We start from the raw sequence: 18,498 nt of genomic DNA, 5'->3' as shown, positions 1-18,498 counted from the left end.
AGTATGTTGCGGCTTGCGTGAGAGTGTACAGCGATCGCAGGAGCATGCCGGAACTGGCGTCAGGATCTGCACTATTTAAAGTTGAAGTCGCCAGTCTGTGGCAGATCTTCAATGGATTGCAGCCCGAACAGACCGAGAAATCGAGGCGTCGTTTTATATTGCTCGGCCTCTTTGCCTTCATGACGTTCAAGAACGATGAGTTGCCTTCTCAATAGTTGCCGCAACAGGGGCCCGAGATTCTGTTTCCCGGTCTCTTCCATCTCCTGTTTCGAGATCGGTTGCTTGTAGGCAATCAATGCCAGCACCTCCAGAGCGTCCTGAGCAAGTTTGACTTCCTTCGGACCGTGCCCGAAGGTGCGGCTACGGACCGATTCAAATTCTTCTCGCAACTGCATGACATAGCCACCAGTCTGCATTCGAATTTCGTAGGGGCGGCCTTCTGCGAGGTACTTTGAATTCAGGGTAAGAATGATCTGATCGAGCTGCTCAGAGGTCGTGCTTCCCCCAAGGAGATCGAGCAGCTTTTTGGTGGGGAGTGGATTTCCTCCGACAAAGAGCACTGCTTCCAGAACCTGTTCGAGACTGATGTAGTTTTCGTCCTGGATTTCGTCTGTACGGAAGTCAACTTTCGATGCGGTGTGTCGTGGCGACTGCTGCTTTGAAGCGGAGGCTGGATGAGAAGTCTGCGATGTTTCTGGGGTCGGTTCCAGTTGCGGTGTCGATGATTCCGCTGTGTCGACCGGAGGGACCGTCCAGCTGTCATTCACGGACTCGTCGAAAGTCGCAGCCCAGGACTCCGCATCATCGACGACAGAGCCTGTTTCCGCTGGAGCCTCTTTGCTCTCGGCTTCACCGATTTGGAGTTCGTTCTCAAGTTCGAATTCGGGAGAACTGGTATCGTCCCCCATCGAATCTGTTTGATCGTCCGATGGGTGGCCTGCTGAAATCTCGTCCATGAACGCAGCGGATTCCAACGCACGCAGATAGGCTGCTTCAATCTCTTCTAACGAGATCGGCATCTCATCATCGTCGATGTCCGCGTGACAGTCCGCGTCGCCGTCTGCATGGCAGTCTGCACCAGTGTCATCGTGGGAATCGACGGGAGCGCGTGCCTGCTGTTTCGAGTTCACAACAACTTGAAACGGCCGTGGAGTTTCGTCGTCGTTCCAGCGAGGGCCAGGTTGAAGTTCCGGGTCCGGCATCTATGCACTCAATTCGATCGTTGTCAGTGAGGCGGTGTTGTTGCAGGCAGTGGAGTTGATTGCGAATTGAGCGGCGTGAGACGTTGGTCCGATGCCGGAATGACGCTGCTTTGCGTTGCTCGCGGAGACGAAAGGAAATGAGCGAGATTCGGAGCCCGATTCATCAGATAGACAGCGAGTGAACGGGCGTAAAGGTCGTTTCCTGAGGCTGTCAGACACCCTGCTCTTGAAGAAAATGCGGAGCGAGGGTCAGGCAACCCGCAAAAGTCCGGCAGAACATCGTGAATTGGAATGCGGTCGGCGACCTGAAGTTCGTGCAGGATCCGGTTGATGTCATCCCCGAACGTCGGACGCTGGTGCATCATTGCAGATCGGGTCTGTTCCAGTCCCCAGGCACTTGGCGATGCAGAGACAATCAGCATCCCCTGATTCGCTTCAACCATCTTCGAAAGTGATGCAATGACCCCGAGTTCTCGTCGGCCAAAGCCTCCTTCCTGCGGGATGAAGAAGGGACGCTGGTTTCTGTTGACCAGTGTTCTGGTGATCAAGTCCATCGTCCATGACAGGCACAGGAAATCGTTGCGTGCTTCCTCAGCGAGATTCGTGTTTCTGAGCAACGCGCCGGGATGGGCTGCATAGGCCGGTTGACGATAGCGATCCAGACGCAGTGCTTTGCGAACATCCGTATCGTGGGTCAGGTCTTCTATACTGATGCACAGCACCACAAGATCCGCCTGCAACGATTGGAGCCCTGCTCGATATCGAAGGACCTGAGCGAGTGGACCTGTCTGCGGGCATCCGCCGTTAATGACTTCAATCTCTGCACCGGACTGCTGGATCAGGCAGCGCTGCAATGCGGTTGAAAGTGTATCCCCTTCAGGAACGTCAGTTCCAAAGATTCCTGTTCCACCGAGACAGAGGATTCGAAAAACGCCATCAGGCTTCGGGACAGTAATCGATGGGCCACGCAACCCGAGTTCATTCGTCCTGATTCGGACACTGCCTCCATTGGGGATCGTGTGCTCAATGTCAATCAGCGGCCTGACTTCCGTCCATGATTTGGAGCTGGGAATAATCAGGTTTTCAGTGCGGAATTCAGCAACGCCCGGGTTGAGAGATGCACTGAATTGCCAGGCGCGACATCCGACTTCGACAGCGCAGACCAAGAGCGCAAGCAGTACGACTGCCGCGCAAAAGCAGAGAACGCTCCGCAATATCGTCTTGATCATAATACGGTGCCGTCTCGTCCATGAACCGGCAGTCCAACTGCCGCGGCACAAACAAATCCCGGGAGATCCTACATGATCTACACATTTCGAGACAATATGGCCTTACAGGAGATGTAAGAATCGCAATCGATCCGTCTGTGCTGATGTGAGCTGCTTTTGATGGAATCGGCTGGCGGAAGTTTCAGCAACAGAGAATTGAAGAGTTGCGTTCAATAATCAAGAAGAATCAAACCGGGATTTGCCATCGTTTATGACCGACGACTTCCCGTCCTATCGTATAGGCATGACTGAGGTTACGAACCGAATCAGTGGAGGGCCAATCAGCGTAATGCCAATGCAGATTGCGATCAAAGACGCAAATAAAACCGCGCCAGCGGCGATGTCCTTGGCCTTCCGCGCCAGTTCGTGGTGCTCCGGCGAAACCAGATCGACAACCGTTTCGAGTGCGGTATTCAGGAGTTCCGTGGAAACCACCAGCCCAATGCACAAAAGCAAAATGGTGCAGGTGATCGCGTCCAGGCGAAGAATGAAAGCAGCAGTGCAAACCGCGATGGTCGTTACAAGGTGAACGCGTATGTTTCGTTGTTCACGCAGAGCCTCGACAAGTCCGCGAAGAGCGAAGAAAAGGCTGCGAACGAACGGAACTGGTCCCTGAGGAGACACCACTGAATTGATCCTCTGAAGTCCGCTGAGCCTGTGTTCGCGAAACCGATTCTGAAGACACGCGCTCGACATGGCCCCCAGAATAACAAAACCCCGAAGAGTTGCTCTTCGGGGTCTGGATCAATTTCAATTCCGCAACAACAGGTGCCGAGCCTATTTCACTCGTGGAACCTTCATCGCAACTGGATTGGGTTCAAACAACCAAAGACGGTTCTGATCACCCTTTGGTCCGAATCCAGCGACGCTCAGGTGTTGTGGCTGGAAGTTCGATGTCCCTGTCTTTTCGAATGTTCGGACTGTTGGCCCGAATCGCTTTACATATTGGGCGATCGAAGCGTCGTCTGGTGAGGCAAATGAACCGACTGTGACAATGGACTCGTTGTAGTCGTGCCAGATGTAAGCATCGATGTCGTTAAACTGGGTTTCTGATTTGTCGTATTTCCCACGTAGAACTGTCACGAGCTCACGAGCCGATTCTGCAGCATTGTCCAGGGTCAGATCCTTGAAGTACTTGTCGGTCGCGGAGTCCACATCACTCGCTTTGACCATCACGTGTTTGCCATAGAAGCGAGCAATCACTAATGAGTATTGCCCACGATTTTCCATGAGTGAAAAACGTTCACCGTGGTTCAGCTTCACAAGGAACGGATCTGCGGTTTGCTTCTGTTGAACTTCTGCTGGAGTCAGCATCGGGTTCATGGTGAGGAATGCACCACTCAGAATCGATGGTCGACCTTTGGTGGGCTCAAAGTAAACCCCTTCGCTCAGGCTTTTGGGTTTCAACTTCTTGATCCAGGCCAGTGAATCCTGTGCGAGTTTGTCGTTGATGTTGCTGTAGTTACCACACAGCACGCAGACAGATTTGATGCGTCGCAGGTTCTTACGGCGAGATTCGCGACCAAGTGTATCTGTGGAAATAATACGTTCCTGATCTGGAACGTGTTCGTAGACGTACGCTGGCATTCCGAGTTGTCTCAGCTCAATAACGAGGTCATGGGCCGCCTGCTCAGGACTTTTTCCTTCATCGGTTTCACCATCGGAACCGGTCGTGTGAAACGTGGTGACCATGATCATCCATGGGCCGCGATTCTTTGCCAATGTATATGTTTTGGCCGGGTCCGCTTCGATTCCTGCGGCAAAAGAGGCACTGCTCAGCAGGATGAGTGACAGCGTGCAGAGAGCGAATCGGGAAATCATCTTGTGTCTGTTGCACATGGCGTCACGCATTTCGCAGATAGAAGCCGCAATGGCGCGGCCAGATCGAAGAGCAAACTGCTCTGTCGCTGTAATTGAGTGAAAGACAGGTCTCATAGCACGCTCCATGTGCAATGACGAAGCCACGTCAAGCCGAAGGGGGATCGGATTGGAATATTGAAGTGGCGAATGCCAAGGATTGGACGGGAATCAATCGATGACGGAAGGTCAATTCGATCCTGCTGGGGGCGGAATCTGATGTCATCAATTGATCAGGAAGGTTCAATTTCACTGCTGGCCGTTTCACTGTCAGCCGTCTTGGCAAACAGAGAGACTGCCCTAATCATGAGGGAAATCGTCGCGGTTTCTACGGATTCAGAAAAAATGTGTCTATACCAAATAACAATCCCCGATCAGGCGTCATCTGGCCTGATCGGGGATGCTGACTTCACGCGAGTTGTGCGGCATAAGTTGCTGCTGCGAGTACAGGTTTATTGAATTGAAGACCTGTCTCCAACTGCTTTACCAGGGCCACTTCTCTCCCAGAATGTTTTTCTGAATCGTTGTCAGTTCGGCAATTCCTGCGCTTGCAAGGTCCAATTGAGCGTTCAGAAGGTCGCGTTGGAACGGAACACCTTCTGCTGTCCCCTGCACTTCAACGAAGGAACCTTTGCCGGTCATGACCACATTCATGTCGACCTCGGCTTGACTGTCTTCTACATAGTCCAGGTCGAGAACGGGGCGTCCTTCAACGACTCCCACACTGATTGCGGCGACACTATCGGTAAAAACTTTACGATAGTCGAACCCCGGTTCTTCGATGGCGGCAATGGCATCCACCAGAGCGATGAACCCACCGGTGATGCTCAAGGTCCGTGTTCCGCCATCGGCTTCGAGTACGTCGCAATCGACGGTCACCATTCGGGGCCCGAGTGCTGCATTGTCCACGATCGCCCGTAGGCTGCGTCCCACGAGTCGTTGAATTTCCGTGGCCCGTCCGTCTGTACGGCGATCTTTTCTCGGCGAGGTGCACCCGGGAAGCATGCTGTATTCGGCACTGACCCAACCGGTTGGATTTTCCTGCTTCTTCTTCCAGGGAGGAAGGTCTGTCGAAACGCTGGCGGTACAGAGGATCGTTGTTCGTCCAGCCTGAATCAGCACACGCCCAGGGGCGGCTCCGAAGTAAGGACGCTGAATCTGAATTGATCGAAGCTGATTAACGAGACGACCATCGTGACGAGACATGAAAATCCTGTGTTTGCAAATGTGTGTTGAGGTGAGAACGGGAATGACTCAGGACTGTGAATTCCTGAGCGAGAGGACAGGACTTCAGTTTGCTCGTTTAGCCTGTTTTAATGACGGTTTGTCTGAGAACTTGTGCTCTGCCCAGAGTGCAGCGCCAAGGACTCCGGCGTCATCCTTCAATGTTGCAGGGACAACTTCGAAGGTTCCTTTGTATGCCGGCATCACCCGTTTTTCAGCCGCTTTTGTGACCTGACTGATAAAGAGCTCCGGCATCGCCTCGACAAGCCCTCCCCCCAGGACAACGATGTCTGGGGAGATCAGATTCACGACGCTTCCGACCGCGATTCCAATGTATCTTGCGGCTTCTTTGATGATCGATTCAACCGCTTTATCGCCAGCGGCAATGGAATCCTTCAGAACTCCACTTCGAATATTGGCGATATCTGTGCCAGCAGCCTGAAGCAAATGTGGAGCGTCTCCCCGATAAGCGGCTCGTGCACATTGAGCTGCAATCGCAAGTCGGCTCGAAACCGATTCGAGGCATCCACGTTGTCCGCAACCGCACCGCGGACCATTCGACATCACTTGAATGTGACCGATTTCAAAGCTGGAAGTCGTTGCGCCTCTCAGAATCTCTCCGAGATAAACGCATCCTCCTCCGATCCCTGTTCCGGCGAACACACCGATCACATTGCGAGCCCCCTGCCCCGCTCCGACTCGATGCTCTGCATAGATGCCTGCATCGACGTCATTCAGTACGGCGACTGGACAACCCAGTGCTTCTGTCAGTCGAGCCTTTAAAGGAATGGAGTGCCAGCCAATATTGGGCAGGTCCAGAACGACTCCGTTCTCCATATCAATCGGGCCGGGGCACCCAATCCCGATTCCATGCAAGTCTGCAGGAGTCAGTGACGCTTTCCCGAGTGTATCGTGGATGGTTTCAAGAATCCGCTCGATTCCCCCTTTGACACTTGTGCCGGGGTGAATGCGTTTACGTTCTTTGGAGATTACTTCCCATTTGGAATTGTAAACCTGGGAGAGCATTTTCGTCCCTCCAAGGTCAAAACCCAGCCAGCATTTTTCTGATTCGGCAGACGCCATTCATTGCTCCGGTAGATTTCAGAGAAAGGCGAGTTGGGAACGGCGATCACGGACCTGTCTGGAAAACGGGTTCAGACGGCGAGGTTGAAGTGATTGATGCCGCTGTATGTATCGCTGCGGATTTGATTCGACAGAACAAAGTTGTCTGATTGGATTCAGACGGGAATTCTGTCAGGTGAATTCTGAAACCAGTTCACCATGATTTGAAGTGCAACAACCAAATTTTCTGTCGGCATCCCGAATTCCAGTGGGGCAAGATGGGTAAAAACGAATTCGCATTCCCGACTTCGAACGTTTGCGGAATTTGCTGCTGTATACATCAGATGATTGCAGACATATGTTCCGGCGTCGTTGCTGAGATCACATGTGTACCCTGCTCTCTGCAGGTGCATTTGCAATTCAGGGATCCTCGCCGGGAGATCGCGAAACTCAGGCCCGTTCTCTTCGATCAGACAATTGGATCGTAATTCCCCTGAGTTGTCACATCTTGTGGAATTGTCGCAATTTGCCGCGCGCTGTTCCAAACGGAGCGGAGACTGTTGTGCGCCGACTCCAAACGCGAGCCACAATTGTGGGCGAACTGTTGACATAAGTTGAGTAAATGCCTGCTCGACACCTGCATATTCCACCGGAAGCAATTCCGTGTGCAGCTCAATCCCCGGCAGTTCGAGCGATCTTGATGCGATCGATCGAACCAGCAACTCCGATGGATTCACCGGTCGACCTGGGAATGGGGGAAATCCGGTCACCAAGACTCGCATGTCCCTGGGTCTCCATCTATTGAAATCGTGTGATTACGATCACAGGTTGTCGAGGAAATCGGTCATTTCGCCCTGAGCGTGGGAATCTCCGATTTGTTTTGCCACAGCAATTCCAGAAGTCAGGATCGCTCTGGCTGCGTCAACTTCTCCCAGCCCGGCAAGAAACTGGCCTTCCTGAAAGTACCCGGCGACATAATTGGGGTCGATCTCCCGGACGCGTACAAATGAGCCTTTGGCTGCTTCTTCTTCCCCAATCTTTGCCAATTCCAAGGCATAGCTGTAGTTCAGAAAGACATCGTTTGGGTCTTCCTGCAGTCGGGCTTCGATTTTCTCTTTGCGGGTCATCTTCTGTGAATCCTGAATCAAAACCTGAACTTCATTCGAATTTCTGTCAAACACTGTAGGGCGTCGAACGCTGTCACGCCACGACGTGTTGTGACAGGAGTTGGATCAAATTCAATCTTGAGCGAAATATCTGGCAGTCCGTGGAGAAAAGGCGCGAGCACGTTCGATCGGGGGGAAAGTTTACCCAAATACACAATTGCGGATTAGGCAAGGTTTGCGACGGTCGCATGTGCATCTTCAAGCACAGGCGAGGGTAAGTCCGATGTTGGGGAACAGTGGAGCATCAAGGATTGACCTCCCAGTTGGCGGACGGACGTCGCCCACTAGCCTCGGTTCACAACAGGAACAGGCCCGACGATGACGAAGCGATTCTGCCAGGCCGGATGGTGCATGGCGATGATGCTTGCACTGTCACCGCAGCTTGCGAAAGCAGAGCTGCCGGCAGGCGCGCCGACGTCTTTTCGCAATACAGAACGAACCCGAATCGTTGAACGTGCTGAGCGGTCATCGGTGAATATTCACACCGAGAAACGCCAGAAATCCATGGATGTGGTCTTCTCTGCCGGTAAGGCATCGAAGATTAACGGGATGGGGACCGGCATTGTTATCGATGAACGTGGTTACATCGTGACCAACTACCATGTTGTTCAAGATGTCGAACGATTGCGAGTAACGACGTTTAACGGCACCGAATATGAAAGTCGGGTTCTCGCGTATGACTCTCGCGAAGACTTGGCCATTATTAAGATTGAACCTCGCGAAGGTCTTGAAGTTGCAAACTTTGGCACCTCATCCGACTTGATGTTGGGTGAAGACGTGATTGCGATCGGGAATGCCTATGGTTATGAATCTTCGGTCACTCGGGGAATCATCAGCCACCGTTCTCGTGACGTTGAAGTGAATGATGAACAGTCTTACAAAGACTTGATTCAAATCGATGCTGCGATCAACCCCGGCAACAGTGGTGGACCATTGTTGAATGCGGATGGTGAAGTCATCGGGATTAACGTTGCGATTCGTGCTGGGGCTCAGAGAATTGGTTTCGCAATTCCCGTGGACAACGCACGAAAAGTGATTGCCCGACTGATGAACGTTGAGCGTCATAACCAGACGTATCACGGGATTCAGACGAACGACGTCAAGCAAGGATTGGATCGTAAGCTGATTGTTCAGGCGATTCGTCCAGATTCACCTGCAGTCGCTGCTGGTCTGAAGTCTGGTGACGTCATCATCAAGGCTGGCGATGTCACCGTTGTTGATGGTGCCGACCTCGAACGTTCCATCTTCGGTCGTGCAGCTGGAACAAACCTGCCATTGATCGTGCGACGTGACGGACAGGAAGAAACCATTCAGTTCCGCATTGGAGCTTTGACCGGAAGTCGACGTACACCAGGAACCCAGACTGTTTCTGCAGTCCCGGTTTCAGTGACAAGCACGACTCCAGTGGTGACCAGTGCTGCAAAGCCAGCGTTGACAATGGATAAGTGCTGGGATGTGTTTGGATTGCGTCTGGAAAAGTCAGAGCAGCAGTTCCCGATGGCCGGTCTGCCATATCAAGGGGGAATGAAAGTCACCGCAGTTCGACCTCAAAGTCAGGCTGATGTGAATGGAATTCGTCCCGGCGATATTCTGGTTGGCCTGCACATTTGGGAAACGGTCAGCAATGAAAATATTGAGTACGTGTTGAATCACCCTCAATTGCAGACACTCGGCCCGTTGAAGTTCTACATTGTTCGTGACGGCGGAACCTTGTTCGGGCATTTCCGAATGGATTCCACTCCGAACTAATCAGTTGGCCAAGCAGATCGCGACTGTTCATTCTGTGGCGAAAACTTTGACTTCACGATGGAAGTCTCAGGTGTGAGCCCGGTTGAACAGGCGAAATGAGCGAATGAAAATAGCGGGCGTGCCGGTGAGTGACTGGCACGCCCGCTATAATCCGTAAAGTAATCCCCGGTCGAAATTTGTGGCCTGAATTCAAGGCAACCGCCTTGACGCTCGCCTTCGACGGGATTTACGATCGACTCGACGGTGCAGTCTGCCGAATTCGTTATATTCGGTCATTTAGTCGAGTCTCTCCTGAAAAGGGCCGTCACCAGACGATCTACAATTCGGATGGCGGCCGTTCGAACTGTTCTAAGGCGACGCCAACGGGAGCTTGGTATATGCATATCCTGGGCAAGGTGCTCGTCTGGTTATCTGTGGTCCTCGTCGTTGTCGCCGGTTGGCTGACAACAACGGCGCTGGGTGTTCGTCACCGTTGGCTCACTTCTGTTGAGACACGTCAGAAAACCGTTGAAAAGCAGATTCAGGATATCGCCGACGCCCGGATTCGGATTCGCGATCTGGAAGAGAAGCGACAGTCTCTCGTCCACAGTTGGGGCGATGTTTGGGCTGCACCCAACAGTCGTCCGCAGCCAGGTGGCCAGGGAGCAATCGAACTCGGAGTCGGAACAAGCTCAAATCTCCCACAGCGCGGTGCAGATGGTGTTGAACCATCGATTTATGTCTTCAGCCATGAAGGCGATAAAACCGCTTTTCTCGGTGAATTCGCTGTCATTGACACTCGCCCGACACAGGCGATTGCCCGGCTGACCCGACGTCCCTATCCGCAGGAAACTGGAAACTGGGCTCTTGGGCTATATCACGTTCGGGGCACTCTTCCTGCAAACTGGTTGACAGCCACGGCCGAGATTCAGGGGCAGCAGATCATCGCCGACTCTCGGGTTGCCGAACTGCAGATTCAAAAGACCAATCTCGAGGTCATGACGAAAGCGACTCAGGTGCTTCTTGATCAGCGTCTGAAGGAACTGAACGGGGATGCTGCTGCACCAGCTGACGCCTCGGACGACGTTAAAGATGGATTGGTGAAAACAGTCCAGAAGTCGGAAGCGGCTCGCGATACAGTGCAGTCTGAGGTCTCTCAGTTCCGTCGCAAAGTGATCGAAACCTACGATTTTGTCATCAAAACGCTCGGCGAAAACGTCAAGATGGTTCAGAAACTGGAAGAGTTGAGCAAGCAGCAATCGGCTGTTCCTCCTGTTCCGGTGACGACTCAGAGCTTCACTTCGGATCGATCATAGGCTGGTCGAGGACTGGCTGAGTTAGACTGTCGGATCATCCGGCCGAGCTGCTGTCGCTTGATTGCGGACATCGCTCCGGTTCTGGCGATCGCCTTTCAATGATTGTCGTTTTCCTCGGCTTGGAACCTGCTCTTCGGGAACGACTGGAAACTTCCACTTTCGGGCACGATCCCATTTTTCAAAGCGAAATGACATTTGCCATTCGGTGGGGCTGAGCGGTTTCTTCTTGAAGACGTTCCCAACGAAAAATCTCTCGGTGTTCTCCCTTGGCCGGACTTGTGATGTCAGGGGGCTCTGCTGATAATTAGCAGAACTCGATTCAGAATCAGAAGTCCGCATGTGTTGAGGCGGTTCACGGGAAAGTTCCGAATTTTCTTGCGACCCAGACACTATCTTTGCGCACTCTGGCGTCACCTGGAGAGGTGACTGGTGTAGACGAAATAGGGGAATCGCGATGATCCGAATGGCTGCTTTTCTGGCGCTGACTGTACAGATCCTTTGTTGGGGATCTGTGACGGCATTGCATGCAGCTCCCCCGACTGCTGAGCCATTTGGAAAAACGGCAGACGGTCAGTCTGTCGAAATATTTACGCTCACGAATCGATTGGGCATGTCCGTTCGGATCATGTCTCGTGGAGCAACCATTGTCAGCATGACCGTTCCGAATCGAAGCGGCGTGCATGACGATGTCGTTCTGGGGTTCGATGACGTTGCCGGATATGAGTCGGAAGGGAACCAGTACTTTGGTTGCGCAACTGGTCGTGTTGCCAATCGGATTGCGAAGGGCAAGTTCACTCTCGACGACAAAGAGTATTCACTCGCGGTGAACAATGGCCCCAATCATCTTCACGGGGGAGCAAAACGTAGCCTTGATAAAGTGATCTGGCAGGGCAAAGGTTTTGAGACGAACGAGGGGATGGGCGTTTCCTTCTTCTATACCAGTCTTGATGGCGAAGAAGGATTCCCAGGGAATCTGACACTGACTGTCTCGTATCTGTTGAAGCAGGATGCCACTCAGCTCACGATCAATTACAAGGCCGTCACTGACCAGCCAACCCCTGTCAATCTGACAAACCATACCTACTTCAATCTCGACGGCGCGGGTTCACCGACGATTCTGGATCATCGACTGCAGTTGTTCGCGGAGAAATATACTCCGAATGATGAAACCCAGATTCCAACGGGTGAAATTGCCACGGTTTCAGGGACCGCACTCGATTTCCGTGCTCCGCTGCTTGTCGGGGCGAGGCTGGATCAGGTGCTGGAGACAGAGGCGAAAGGGTACGACTTCAATTACATCGTTGATGGCCCTGCCGGCACGGTTCGTCCGGTCGCCAGACTGATCTCTGAGAAGAGCGGACGTGTGCTGGACATCACTTCGGATGCGCCTTGCGTTCAGCTTTACATCGGGAATCACCTGTTTGGTCAGAAGGGCAAAGACGGAAAAGTCTATGCTCAGCGCAGTGGACTTTGCCTGGAGACTCAGGAGTACCCAGACGCCGTGAATAAGCCGCAGTTCCCTTCGACGATCCTCAAACCCGGATCGATCTATCAGCAGACAACGATCTGGAAGTTCTCAAATCAGTAGGATGGAGTGTGATTCCGAAGGGAACGCTTTCTAAGAATTCGACTCTGTGGCTTCATTGCAGTCGGACGCTGGGAAACGGCGCATCGGTCATGTCCTGTACATCTGCATGCAAATTGCTCTAATGCGGCAAATGCAATCGCATTTCGAGAACCTCGTGGCGTCTCGTGATGTCTGTTGAGAGCGTTGATTCTGTGGCGGAACAAGAAGTTCCAAATTCCCCCAGATTGCATTCATCTCGTTTTCTGAGAAGACTCTGCGTATAATTCGGGTGCAATGCGAATAGTCAGAGCGGTTTGCAGATTCAAGGTCTTTGGTAGCAAAGGCCTTGGGACGAAAAGTCGGGTTCCGTGTCTCGGAAGCTTGCAGATCAATTGCAAAAGGCTCTAACAGGCCCTTCCCAATGAAGGGAGAAATCCAATGAATGAGTTTGTCGAACCATTAGGTCCACGCATTCTGATTCGCAAGGACGAGAGCCGCCATCAGACGAAGGGCGGAATCGTGCTTCCGGATCAGGCCGAGATCCCCACGATCACCGGGCGCGTCGTGGAAGTGAGTGTCGAAGTCGAGAACGACGACGAATTTCCGGTTGCAAAGTACGACAAAGTTCTGTTCCATCCTAAAAACGCGATTCCAGTCGATCTGGAATCAAATAACGTTCTGTTCGTCGTTCCAGTTGATGATGTCGTTGCAGTGTTTCGCCGGGCGCCTCGGATTAATGAATCTGAAGACGTTGAAGAAGGTGACGATGATGTTACCGGCTTCTCGGAGGAGTACGACGATACCGACGAGTTGTGAGTTTTCGATGGGTTTGAGCAAGTTGACGTCACGAGAATTTGTCTAAACGACCGGCAATATGGCTGGAACTGAGGACCAAAAACTGCGACAAGGTTTGCGAAAATCTGCTTGAGCGGAAACTGAAGCAACCAGATTGCTCAGAAATCAGAGATAATTTAAGCGGCCGGGTGATTCTGTCATCCGGCCGCATCAGCATTGGCAGGGACCGCCAGTGCGAATCAGGCATGATGCGTGCTCTGGTGTTTTGGTCCTTTAATTGATTCAAAATCTGATTCAAAGTGCGACTTCAGCCTGCTGTTTAAAGGACAGCGGGCCATTGTTTTCCCGGACTTCAAAATATTTCATGGTGTTAATTAAGGAAATTCCATCGGTGGCACACTCTGATTTGAATGCTGCTGACTCTGCCAGGCCCGACGTCGAGGCCGGAGAGATTGTCGTCCGAGCTGCCGTTTCGGATGACGCTGATAATGTGCTGGAATTTCTGGAGAAGTTTGTCGAGGCAAAACGCATTTTGCCTCGGGCTTTGGACGAACTGACCCAACTGATGGCGACGGGTTATGTCGCTGAGCACGATGGGCAAATTATTGGATTTGCTGCACTCGAGATCTATTCAAAGAAGCTGGCAGAAGTGCGTTCGCTGTGCGTTTCACCTGAGTTTCAGGGACGCGGCGTCGGGAAACGTTTGACCCGATGCTGTGTGGATCTGGCGACGGAACGCAACATCTTTGAAGTGATGGCGATTACATCGTCAGATGAATTCTTCCGCAGCTGCGGATTTGACTTCACACTGCCAGGGGAAAAGAAGGCTCTCTTTATTCAGACTCGCGAAGACCACTAACCGGTTCGGTCTAACGTGTGGCCGCGAGCAGCGTTCTCGACTGGAGAAAAGCTGAATCCCGCGTGCCTGAAACGCTGTACAATTTCTGAAAATGCTCTAGTTGGCTCTAGTTGAGACTGACCATGTTAAGTGGTGGTGTCGCTTCATTTACTGCGAAGCGGCACCACTGGTCAGGTTTGCCAATCGATTGAAGAGTGTTTGAGTCAGCAGGTGGTCTAAATCAACTCAGGCATTGGCTTGTAGAGATTCTGGTCAATCAGGAATCGTGGTCGCCCTTGCAGGTCATTCAATGTTAATTGAGTGATGTCGATTCCTATGGACTTATAGAGCGTCGCAAAGACTTCCTGGAAGTGGACTGGTCGTTGAATCGGGTATTCGCCCAGGCGATTCGTCGCCCCGATGACTTGCCCATGTCTCATTCCGCCACCGGCGAGCATTGCGCATGACACCCTTGGCCAGTGGTCGCGACCGCCATCGTTGTTGACCTTTGGCGTTCTTCCGAACTCTCCCCAGACGACAACGGAAACGTCGTCCAACATGCCGCGCTGGTCCAAATCCTCAACCAAAGCGCTGACTGCCTGATCCAGCATCGGGAAGTCACGACGTCCTTGGCCGAAATTGTTGCTATGCCAATCCCAGCGACTGAATGAGAGGGTGACACAGCGCACGCCGGCTTCAATGAGTCGTCGAGCCATCAGGAAGTTTGTCAGCAGACGCGGACCGCCATCGTCCTGCATCTTGTTTTCCCCGTACCCGTATCGGTCGCGGACTTCCTGCGGTTCCTTTTCAATGTCGAGTGCATCAGCAAGTTTGCTGGATGTCAGAATTCCGAAGGCCTGTTGCTGGAACGAATCAAAGCCGTCCATGACTCCAGAGTTGTCGACGGATGATCGGAACCGGTCGAATGACGCGAGGACCTGACGCCGATCGTTCAGGCGATCAAGAGTGATTCCGTTCAGCGTCAGATTGTCTTTACCGTCGCCAGCTGGTGTAAATGGGGCGTGTGCCAGACCGAGGAAGCCTGCTTGTCCGTTGTCCGCCCAAGGAGCGTGTCCCATTTTCGGCGAGAGGCCAACGTACGCTGGAATTCCGTCAGTTTTCTGTCCCATCACGTTCGAAACGACGCTTCCCAGTGCCGGCCACCCACCAGATGGCTGGTTCTGTGAATGGTTTCCGGTGAGGCATTGGAAGGCATAGTGATGTCCGGTTGCCCCGACGACAGACCGAACGAAGGACAGCTTGTCTGCACAGGAGGCAAGACGCGGGAACAATTCGCCGATTTCGACCCCGGGAACTTTCGTCTGAATCGGGGAAAATTCTCCACGAATCTCAGAGGGAGCGTCCGTCTTGATGTCCCACATGTCCTGATGTGGTGGACCGCCTGGCAAGAAGATCATGATGATCCCTTTGCCGTTCCCGTTCGTTTTTGTCGCGTGTTCCGCTTGCAGAATCTGAGGAAGAGAGAGTCCTCCCAGAGCGAGTCCACCCAATTTCAGAAACTGGCGCCGATCAATTGAATCACATAGTGGCAGGCGTTGGCCAACAATTGACAGCATGGTGGGCTCCTTCTCACAAGTCGTTGTGGTGAGGCTGCAAGTGGGGAGTGCGTCGTAGCATGCAATGCGGGGGGGCGATCCGATGTTTTGTCGGCAATCGCATCAATTGACTGTAATGTGATTGTTTCAGGCTCAAAATTCAAGTGGAACTTTGGTTTCGTAGGGAAATTGTTCCGTTTGTAAGTGGTTGTCGCCGCGAATTCAGGCCGGGAATCTGGCAGAGGAGAGATCGCTTATTGCTTGCTGAAGGTCTTGAGCAAGCGTTCATCGATCCATGTTTGCAGTAGCATTTTTCCGCTTCTTTGGAGCTGATTGAAAACGGTGCGTAGACGATCTTTATCGAGATTGCGGTGAAACGTCCGGAGGACGGCGGCCATTTGACCTTCGGTCAGCGATCCGACGAGAGCGGGGAGCAGCTCTTCGAGGATTTGAGCCGTTCGTCCCCGTTCAACATCAGAGCAGACAGGAATCACGTCGTCGGTCACGTCCTTGAAGAGTCCCTGAACGTGGGCGACAGCATCTTGAATGCTGTGTTCTTTCTTGCGAGTCGGATTCTTCCAATCGTAAGGCGGTTCCCATTCCATCATCGGGCTGAGCAGATCGATATGCGTCATGCAGATGATGATCGGCGGCTTCTGCAGTTCCGGGTGGCGCTGATACCACGCCTGCAGTTCGTTCATGACCTGCCGATCAGAGTCGCGGGCAGGGCTGTTGGCTGCCATGACCAGAATCAGCATGTCTGATTCCCGGAGAGCCTGTTTCGCTTCCTTGATCTGGTCTCTGGTTGCTCCTGCATCCGCGTATCCCGGGGTGTCGAGCAGGGTCAGGGTGACATCAGTCTCCGGGACTGCGAGCTGGTATCGGGTGACGTTTCTGGTTTCCGGAAGCACGTCTGATTTTGCGACTTGCTTACCGATTAACGCATTGATGAGGCTGGACTTTCCCGCTTTGACCTGACCAATGACAGCGACAGTCAGCGATTCCGGTTTCAGTGCCGGGGCATTGGTGGCATTCAGGGTAAAGGCTTGTTGTTCAGCTGTGCCGAAGGTCTTCCGGTAGAGTTCGGCTCCACCGCGCAGGCGACCGCTGTTCATCTCAATGAGATAGAAGCCCGTCTGACGGATGAATCGCAGATAGATTGCCGCAAGAAATTCTGTCTGCAGCTCTTGAGTGATTGGCGAAACCGTCAGTTTTGAAGTGAAGTACTTCATCACATTGGCTGGATTAACAAGGACGCTCGCCGCCCAGGTTGTGTCCTGGATTCGTTTGGCCCATTTCGGGGCATGTTGCAGCCACTTCAACTGACGGATCGTGAAAATGCGACTGCCTGGAACGGATTCGAGAATCCATTGCTCCATGTCATCGATCGCCAGTCGGGCGGCAGCAAGAACTTCGGGAACGGTCAGTGCTTCAATTGGGTCCGCTGCCTTGGGGTAGTAGTGTGCAGCAAGATCTCTCGACAGCAGCATCGCCTGCTGAAGATAGAATTGGGGATCGGCCAGTTGTTCGGGGTTACAGGAGTTTACCTGATCCTGATACTTACGAACGATTGCAGCTGCGTTCGTGTCGCGGTCGGTAAATTGCGGCGACGTCAGCTGGTCAGCGATGGAGACGGATTTCTCTGGAACCCAGACCATCGCAATGATCCAGGTTAAAACCCAAAAGACGGGTAGAATCCAGAACGTCCACGCAAACAGGCCAGTCATCCACAGTGCATAGGCCCCCAGTCCGAGATATACCAGCAGCGGAAGAATGATGAGTGCTGCGAGGGTAATTGTGCGGCGGGAAAGAGTGTATGGCATGCTGGACAACGACCCTTCAGGCAATCTTGTGTTTGAATTGCGAAGTATTCATCGAGAATACCTCCGGAATTGCCAGTGGTCGAGTTCACTTAAGTGATTCGGAATTCAAGCCTTGATGCAATTGCGGAAAGGGCAGGTCTCTGTTGGTCCAGAATCGGGGACTGCGATGAGTCGAGTTTCTGGAACTTCGATTGGACAAGTTGCCGGCAGGTTGTCATAATCTCCTAATGGAACAGTTAGTTTTGTCACCAACAGCCCGAAACGCCTCTCACTGACCTGTGGGAAGCGTCTCGGGCTGTGTGCGTTTCACTGCATCAGTTTTATGTATCGGTTTCACTGGCAGGATTGCCGGTCCGATGCTGATCAGCAGTAACGATGCTTTGCAGTATCGAGTTTGAAGTGGCCAAGGCGGGCTGAACTGACATCCCTGTTGCGTTTCTTTTTACCCGTAACGTCATTCTCTGGTCATGTTTACTGGACTTGTTGAAGGGTTGGGCACCGTTATCGCCATCGAGCCGAAAGGGCCGGGGGTTGACTTAACGCTGGAACCCGATGTTTCAGTTACGGAGCCGGATCTCGTTCGCCTCGGCGACAGTATTTCCATTAACGGTTGCTGCCTCACAGTTGTGCGGATCGATGGTCGTCGCTGGACCTTTCAGGCAGGACGAGAAACGCTCTCGCGGACAAATTTAGGGCGATTGATTCCATCGAGTGTTGTGAACCTTGAGCGATCGGTTCGCCCCTCCGACCGTCTGGGAGGGCACTTCGTACAGGGGCACGTCGATGACGTTGGCACCGTCGATGAAATCATTCTGGATGGGGAATGGACCAATCTTTGGTTTCGTGTTCCAACGCGGCTCACGAACCAGATGGTGATGAAAGGTTCGATCACCGTTGATGGTGTGTCGTTGACTGTCGTCGATGTGACCAGTGATCGTTTCAGTGTTGCGTTGATTCCGCACACATTGAGTGCCACGACTTTGGGGCGGCGACAAGTTGGCGACGTTGTGAATATCGAGACAGACATTATCGGCAAGTATATGGAAAAGATGCTGGGACCGATGACGCTGCCCAAAGCGTAATGTTTCTCTGAGTT

Annotated in this window: 17 protein-coding genes; 6 read left to right on the top strand and 11 right to left on the bottom strand. The window is 52.7% G+C overall.

The window, feature by feature from the left end; translation table 11 throughout:
* Nucleotides 1-71: 71 nt before the first annotated feature.
* The 8 genes from scpB to SH527x_RS09345 form a co-directional block, all read right to left on the bottom strand.
* Nucleotides 72-1,202: an SMC-Scp complex subunit ScpB gene (scpB, locus tag SH527x_RS09380; RefSeq protein WP_437194399.1), complete on the bottom strand. Its 1,131-nt coding sequence runs from the start codon at nucleotides 1,200-1,202 to the stop codon at nucleotides 72-74.
* A 23-nt stretch (nucleotides 1,203-1,225) separates the two neighbouring features.
* The gene (locus SH527x_RS09375; protein WP_437194398.1) at nucleotides 1,226-2,431 is read right to left on the bottom strand and encodes a hypothetical protein; all 1,206 of its coding nucleotides are present in this window, start codon (nucleotides 2,429-2,431) and stop codon (nucleotides 1,226-1,228) included.
* Nucleotides 2,432-2,701: 270 nt separating this feature from the next.
* Nucleotides 2,702-3,097 carry a diacylglycerol kinase family protein gene (locus tag SH527x_RS09370; RefSeq protein WP_437194397.1) on the bottom strand — a complete coding sequence of 132 codons (396 nt, stop codon included), beginning with the start codon at nucleotides 3,095-3,097 and terminating at the stop codon, nucleotides 2,702-2,704.
* Nucleotides 3,098-3,247: 150 nt separating this feature from the next.
* Nucleotides 3,248-4,405 (bottom strand): hypothetical protein, encoded by a 1,158-nt coding sequence (locus tag SH527x_RS09365; RefSeq protein ID WP_437194396.1) that lies wholly within the window; start codon nucleotides 4,403-4,405, stop codon nucleotides 3,248-3,250.
* Nucleotides 4,406-4,810: 405 nt separating this feature from the next.
* Entirely contained in the window at nucleotides 4,811-5,533 is a 723-nt protein-coding gene (rph, locus tag SH527x_RS09360) for a ribonuclease PH (protein WP_437194395.1), read from the bottom strand.
* A gap of 84 nt (nucleotides 5,534-5,617) precedes the next feature.
* On the bottom strand, nucleotides 5,618-6,634 hold the full coding sequence (locus SH527x_RS09355) for an ROK family protein (protein WP_437194394.1): 1,017 nt from the start codon (nucleotides 6,632-6,634) through the stop codon (nucleotides 5,618-5,620).
* 155 nt (nucleotides 6,635-6,789) lie between these two features.
* Nucleotides 6,790-7,395: a hypothetical protein gene (locus SH527x_RS09350; protein ID WP_437194393.1), complete on the bottom strand. Its 606-nt coding sequence runs from the start codon at nucleotides 7,393-7,395 to the stop codon at nucleotides 6,790-6,792.
* Between the two features lie 39 nt (nucleotides 7,396-7,434).
* Nucleotides 7,435-7,740 (bottom strand): hypothetical protein, encoded by a 306-nt coding sequence (locus SH527x_RS09345; protein ID WP_437194392.1) that lies wholly within the window; start codon nucleotides 7,738-7,740, stop codon nucleotides 7,435-7,437.
* Between the two features lie 357 nt (nucleotides 7,741-8,097).
* Between SH527x_RS09345 and SH527x_RS09340 the strand changes: the two genes are divergently transcribed.
* Nucleotides 8,098-9,528, top strand: coding sequence for a S1C family serine protease (locus tag SH527x_RS09340; protein WP_437194391.1), 1,431 nt, complete (start codon nucleotides 8,098-8,100; stop codon nucleotides 9,526-9,528).
* Nucleotides 9,529-9,731: 203 nt separating this feature from the next.
* Nucleotides 9,732-10,823 (top strand): hypothetical protein, encoded by a 1,092-nt coding sequence (locus SH527x_RS09335; protein WP_437194390.1) that lies wholly within the window; start codon nucleotides 9,732-9,734, stop codon nucleotides 10,821-10,823.
* Nucleotides 10,824-10,844: 21 nt separating this feature from the next.
* On the opposite strand, the gene SH527x_RS09330 is transcribed toward SH527x_RS09335, so the two are convergent.
* Entirely contained in the window at nucleotides 10,845-11,018 is a 174-nt protein-coding gene (locus tag SH527x_RS09330; RefSeq protein WP_437194389.1) for a hypothetical protein, read from the bottom strand.
* A 268-nt stretch (nucleotides 11,019-11,286) separates the two neighbouring features.
* On the opposite strand from SH527x_RS09330, the gene SH527x_RS09325 reads away from it, so the two are divergent.
* From SH527x_RS09325 to SH527x_RS09315, 3 genes are all read left to right on the top strand, one after another.
* On the top strand, nucleotides 11,287-12,411 hold the full coding sequence (locus tag SH527x_RS09325; RefSeq protein WP_437194388.1) for an aldose epimerase family protein: 1,125 nt from the start codon (nucleotides 11,287-11,289) through the stop codon (nucleotides 12,409-12,411).
* A gap of 417 nt (nucleotides 12,412-12,828) precedes the next feature.
* Entirely contained in the window at nucleotides 12,829-13,206 is a 378-nt protein-coding gene (locus SH527x_RS09320) for a co-chaperone GroES (protein WP_437194387.1), read from the top strand.
* Nucleotides 13,207-13,576: 370 nt separating this feature from the next.
* The gene (locus tag SH527x_RS09315; RefSeq protein WP_437194386.1) at nucleotides 13,577-14,044 is read left to right on the top strand and encodes a GNAT family N-acetyltransferase; all 468 of its coding nucleotides are present in this window, start codon (nucleotides 13,577-13,579) and stop codon (nucleotides 14,042-14,044) included.
* A 215-nt stretch (nucleotides 14,045-14,259) separates the two neighbouring features.
* Here the strand turns inward: SH527x_RS09315 and SH527x_RS09310 are convergent, their stop codons facing one another.
* Nucleotides 14,260-15,600, bottom strand: coding sequence for a DUF1501 domain-containing protein (locus tag SH527x_RS09310; protein WP_437194385.1), 1,341 nt, complete (start codon nucleotides 15,598-15,600; stop codon nucleotides 14,260-14,262).
* A gap of 233 nt (nucleotides 15,601-15,833) precedes the next feature.
* Entirely contained in the window at nucleotides 15,834-17,402 is a 1,569-nt protein-coding gene (locus tag SH527x_RS09305) for a GTPase family protein (protein WP_437194384.1), read from the bottom strand.
* Between the two features lie 467 nt (nucleotides 17,403-17,869).
* On the opposite strand from SH527x_RS09305, the gene SH527x_RS09300 reads away from it, so the two are divergent.
* Complete coding sequence (locus SH527x_RS09300; protein ID WP_437194383.1) at nucleotides 17,870-18,484, top strand: riboflavin synthase; 615 nt, start codon at nucleotides 17,870-17,872, stop codon at nucleotides 18,482-18,484.
* Nucleotides 18,485-18,498: the final 14 nt, after the last annotated feature.

Source organism: Planctomicrobium limosum (genome assembly GCF_051465645.1).
GTDB lineage: Bacteria > Planctomycetota > Planctomycetia > Planctomycetales > Planctomycetaceae > Planctomicrobium.
The sequence above is the reverse complement of the archived record's forward strand: the minus strand, read 5'-3'. Positions and strand labels throughout refer to the sequence as shown.

Bases quoted from the DNA above. Each gene is read 5' to 3' on its own strand.
- rph (WP_437194395.1), bottom strand. From the start codon at position 5,533: ATGTCTCGTCACGATGGTCGTCTCGTTAATCAGCTTCGATCAATTCAG.
- SH527x_RS09375 (WP_437194398.1), bottom strand. From the start codon at position 2,431: ATGATCAAGACGATATTGCGGAGCGTTCTCTGCTTTTGCGCGGCAGTC.
- SH527x_RS09330 (WP_437194389.1), bottom strand. From the start codon at position 11,018: ATGTCATTTCGCTTTGAAAAATGGGATCGTGCCCGAAAGTGGAAGTTT.
- SH527x_RS09305 (WP_437194384.1), bottom strand. From the start codon at position 17,402: ATGCCATACACTCTTTCCCGCCGCACAATTACCCTCGCAGCACTCATC.
- SH527x_RS09350 (WP_437194393.1), bottom strand. From the start codon at position 7,395: ATGCGAGTCTTGGTGACCGGATTTCCCCCATTCCCAGGTCGACCGGTG.
- SH527x_RS09300 (WP_437194383.1), top strand. From the start codon at position 17,870: ATGTTTACTGGACTTGTTGAAGGGTTGGGCACCGTTATCGCCATCGAG.
- SH527x_RS09320 (WP_437194387.1), top strand. From the start codon at position 12,829: ATGAATGAGTTTGTCGAACCATTAGGTCCACGCATTCTGATTCGCAAG.
- SH527x_RS09355 (WP_437194394.1), bottom strand. From the start codon at position 6,634: ATGGCGTCTGCCGAATCAGAAAAATGCTGGCTGGGTTTTGACCTTGGA.
- SH527x_RS09325 (WP_437194388.1), top strand. From the start codon at position 11,287: ATGGCTGCTTTTCTGGCGCTGACTGTACAGATCCTTTGTTGGGGATCT.
- SH527x_RS09365 (WP_437194396.1), bottom strand. From the start codon at position 4,405: ATGAGACCTGTCTTTCACTCAATTACAGCGACAGAGCAGTTTGCTCTT.
- scpB (WP_437194399.1), bottom strand. From the start codon at position 1,202: ATGCCGGACCCGGAACTTCAACCTGGCCCTCGCTGGAACGACGACGAA.
- SH527x_RS09310 (WP_437194385.1), bottom strand. From the start codon at position 15,600: ATGCTGTCAATTGTTGGCCAACGCCTGCCACTATGTGATTCAATTGAT.
- SH527x_RS09340 (WP_437194391.1), top strand. From the start codon at position 8,098: ATGACGAAGCGATTCTGCCAGGCCGGATGGTGCATGGCGATGATGCTT.
- SH527x_RS09345 (WP_437194392.1), bottom strand. From the start codon at position 7,740: ATGACCCGCAAAGAGAAAATCGAAGCCCGACTGCAGGAAGACCCAAAC.